Origin of the sequence: Mycobacterium simulans (assembly GCF_900232995.1) — a bacterium.
Taxonomy (GTDB): domain Bacteria; phylum Actinomycetota; class Actinomycetes; order Mycobacteriales; family Mycobacteriaceae; genus Mycobacterium; species Mycobacterium simulans.
In genome coordinates this window covers 1-3,415 of sequence record NZ_OCVX01000077.1, presented here as the reverse complement: position 1 = coordinate 3,415, position 3,415 = coordinate 1, and the positions used below count along the sequence as shown (strand labels likewise).

Genomic DNA, 3,415 nt, shown 5'->3' with positions numbered 1-3,415 from the left:
TAGATGCGGGCGGGGCCGGCGGGGCCGGCGGGACCGGCGGGACCGGTGGACAGGGCGGGGCCGGCCTCGATGGTACCGATTCGAACGCACCCACCGCGGGCAACCAGGGTGGTCTGGGCGGTGCGGGCGGTAAGGGCGGTAACGGAGGCGCCGGTATCGGCGGGGTCAACGGCGGCAAGGGCGGTACCGGCGGTGTCGGTGGCCAGGGCGGCGACGGTGGTGTCGGAGGCAATAACACTGGTCTCCCCGGAGGCGCGGGAGCCACTGGCGGTAAGGGCGGCACCGGTGGTGCCGCCGGAGCGGCCGGGACGGGAACCGACGGCGGTGCCAGTGGCGGGATCGGGACCGGCGGTCAAGGTGGCACCGGCGGGCGTGGCGGCCAGGGCGACATCGGTGCCGCAGGATCGAGCGGGAGCTCCTTTTTTATTACCCCTGGTGACCAGGGCGGTGCGGGCGGTGCCGGTGGTGCCGGTGGTGACGGCGGCGCCGGTATCGGTGGGGTCAACGGCGGCAAGGGCGGCACTGGCGGTGTCGGCGGCCAGGGCGGTACCGGCGGCACCGGTGGTCACAGCACGCTCGAATTTGGCTTGGACGGAGCTCGAGGCGGCCAGGGCGGTACCGGCGGTGCCGCCGGAGTGGGCGGGACGGGAACCGACGGCGGTGCCAGTGGCGACAGCGGTACCGGTGGTCGCGGCGGTGACGGCGGCACGGGCGGCATCGGCTCACGGGGTTTCAACGGTTCTAATTCGAGCACCCCGGGTGCCGGCCAACAGGGTGGGACGGGCGGTGCCGGCGGCGTCGGCGGTGACGGCGGGGCCGGTATGGGCGGGGTTAACGGCGGCCAGGGCGGTGTCGGCGGTGTCGGCGGCCAGGGCGGTACCGGCGGCACCGGCGGTACGAACACCGGTACCAGTGGCTTGGGTGGCACCGGCGGCCAGGGCGGCACCGGCGGTGCGGCCGGAGCGGCCGGCGTCGGAACCGACGGTGGTGACGCGGGTGCCATCGGCACCGGCGGTAAGGGAGGTACCGGGGGCACGGGTGGAAATGGCTTCAATGGCGCCTCGGGTGCCGCCACCCCGGGGCCAGGTTCCGGGAAGGCCGGTGGCCAGGGTGGTGCCGGCGGTGTGGGTGGTACCGGTGGAGCGGGCGACGGCGTGACCAACGGCGGCGACGGCGGTGACGGCGGCAAGGGCGGCGCCGGAGGCAATGGCGGCCGGGGCGGCAACAACACCGGCACCACCGGCGGCAACGGCGGCCACGGGGCTGACGGCGGCAAAGGCGGCAGCGCCGGAGCCGGCGGAGCGGGCACCGACGGTGGTGCCGCCGGCCACGGCGGCACCGGCGGCAACGGCGGTAACGGAGGTGACGGCGGGAATGGCGCCCCGGGCGAAAACGGCGGCGACAACGTATCCGGCGGCAACGGCGGAAACGGCGGAAACGCTGGTAACGGCGGACAGGGGGGCGACGGCATCGACGGTGTTGGTGGCGGTAACGGCGGGAATGGCGGGACTTCCGGCGCCGGCGGCAGAGGCGGCGACGGCGGCAACGGCGTTGGTGAATTTGTCAGAGACGGCGGCGCCGGCGGCGCCGGCGGCAACAGCGGCAACGCAGGCAACGGCGGCGCTGGCGGTGCCGGTGGCGGTAACGGCGGGAATGGTGGGAATTCCTTGAACGGCGGTAACGGCGGTAGCGGCGGTAACGGCGGCGGCTTTGGCAGCCTCGGAGGCAATGGTGGCGCGGGCGGCGCAGGCGGCGCCACCGGAAAGGCGGGCGCCGGCGGCAACGGCGGTATCGGTGGCGGTGCCGGCGGCGCCGGTGGCAGCGCGGGTATTGGCGGCAGGGGCGGAACGGGCGGTGATGCCACCTTCGCCGGTTGGTCCGGCGGCAAGGGCGGTGCCGGTGGCGCGGGCGGTGCCGCCGGTGCCGGCGGCACGGGCCATGGCAGCGCTGACGGCGGGGCAGGCGGCAAAGGCGGCCAAGGCGGCATCGGCGGCGCCGGCGGCTTCAGCCTGGGTTCGGTCGATGGTGGTCAGGGCGGTGCGGGTGGGGCGGCCGGCGCCGGTGGCGCCGGCGGTGTCGCCACCGGCAGCGGTACCGGTGGCCACGGCGGTGACGGCGGCACCGGCGGTGGCGGCGGCAAGGGCGGCACTGGCGGCACCACAGTCAACGCCAGAGGCGGAAACGGTGGCGCCGGTGGTGCCAGCGGAGCCGCGGGTGCCGGCGGCAACAACACCGGTACCGGCAACGGCGGCGACGGCGGCACCGGCGGCAGAGGCGGGTCAGGCGGGATAGGTGGTGACGGCAACACTGGTGGCACCGGCGATGCCAACAAGGGCGGAACTGGCGGCAGCGGCGCCGTTGGCAAGAATGGTGGTGCAGGCGGGCACGCCCTGGGCACCAGCGGGAACGGCGGCAACGGCGGCACGGGCGGCCAAGGTGGCGCCGGGGGCAACGGTGGGACCGGCGGCTTCGCTTCCAACGGCGGCAACGGCGGCAGCGCCGGTGCGGGTGCCCTCGGCGGGGCCGGCGGCAACGGCGCCGGCACTGGGGGAGGCGGTGACGGCGGCCGGGGCGGCACCGGCGGCCAGGGCGGCAACGCCGGCAACGGCGGTGGCGGCGTCACCAGCCCCGGCGTCGCTGCCGCCGGCGCCAATGGTGGCACCGGCGGCCAGGGCGGCACGAGTGGCGATGGCGAGCTGGGCGCCCCTGGCCAGGCGGGCACGAAGGGCGCCCCTAGCTTCGGTCTACAGGGCGGCGGCGGCGGCAGCGGTGGCGGCGGCGGCGCAGGCGGCGGCTGACGGCGCAACGGTCCGGGGGGATCACGGTATCCACTCTGAGCGCCAGCTCAGTTACCCATAGCGAGGTGGCCATGAAGCCCAAGACGCCTCAATCTGCGAGCACTAATGCGATTCTGGCGGCGTCGTCTGGTGTGGTTGGGCTGTTGGCTGCCGGCGATCGTTCCATCGATGCTGTGTCCAACCAGTTCAGTGAATGCACGATTAGCGGTCTCGCGCGGTTGGAACGCGCTGGATCAGCGTGGTCCGAAGACGCAAGGTTGGCGGACACGTGACAGAGCGTTTTTTGCGATCGCATGACATCGCGATAATAGGGTTGGCCTGCCGGTTTCCGGGCGCATCGAATCCCGGCGAATTCTGGCATCTCTTGCGAAACGGACGGGACGCTACCAGTCCGGCGTCACTTCGCTCGTCGTATCGCGATTCGGGACGTCATTGCGCGCGCAATGTTGAGGCTAGCGACAGACGCGAAGGCCTTATCGACAACGCCGCTGGCGGCGCCGATCCTTTTTCGCAGATCCTCTCCGGTGCCATGTTTGCATTGGGTCAGGGCAACCACTGACCAGCGACAGCTGCAATAAACCATTGCAGCGATAGTGGCTCCCCAGCAGGTGGTCGGC

Annotated in this window: 2 protein-coding genes; both read left to right on the top strand. The window is 73.5% G+C overall.

What is annotated here, in order from left to right; all coding sequences use genetic code 11:
- Nucleotides 1-821 precede the first annotated feature (821 nt).
- Complete coding sequence (locus MSIMFI_RS27285) at nt 822-2,798, top strand: hypothetical protein (protein WP_449870986.1); 1,977 nt, start codon at nt 822-824, stop codon at nt 2,796-2,798.
- A 283-nt stretch (nt 2,799-3,081) separates the two neighbouring features.
- The gene (locus MSIMFI_RS27280) at nt 3,082-3,357 is read left to right on the top strand and encodes a beta-ketoacyl synthase N-terminal-like domain-containing protein (protein WP_449870985.1); all 276 of its coding nucleotides are present in this window, start codon (nt 3,082-3,084) and stop codon (nt 3,355-3,357) included.
- Nucleotides 3,358-3,415: the final 58 nt, after the last annotated feature.

Excerpts from the sequence above, each read along its gene's own strand:
- MSIMFI_RS27285 (WP_449870986.1), top strand. The coding sequence starts at position 822 with ATGGGCGGGGTTAACGGCGGCCAGGGCGGTGTCGGCGGTGTCGGCGGC.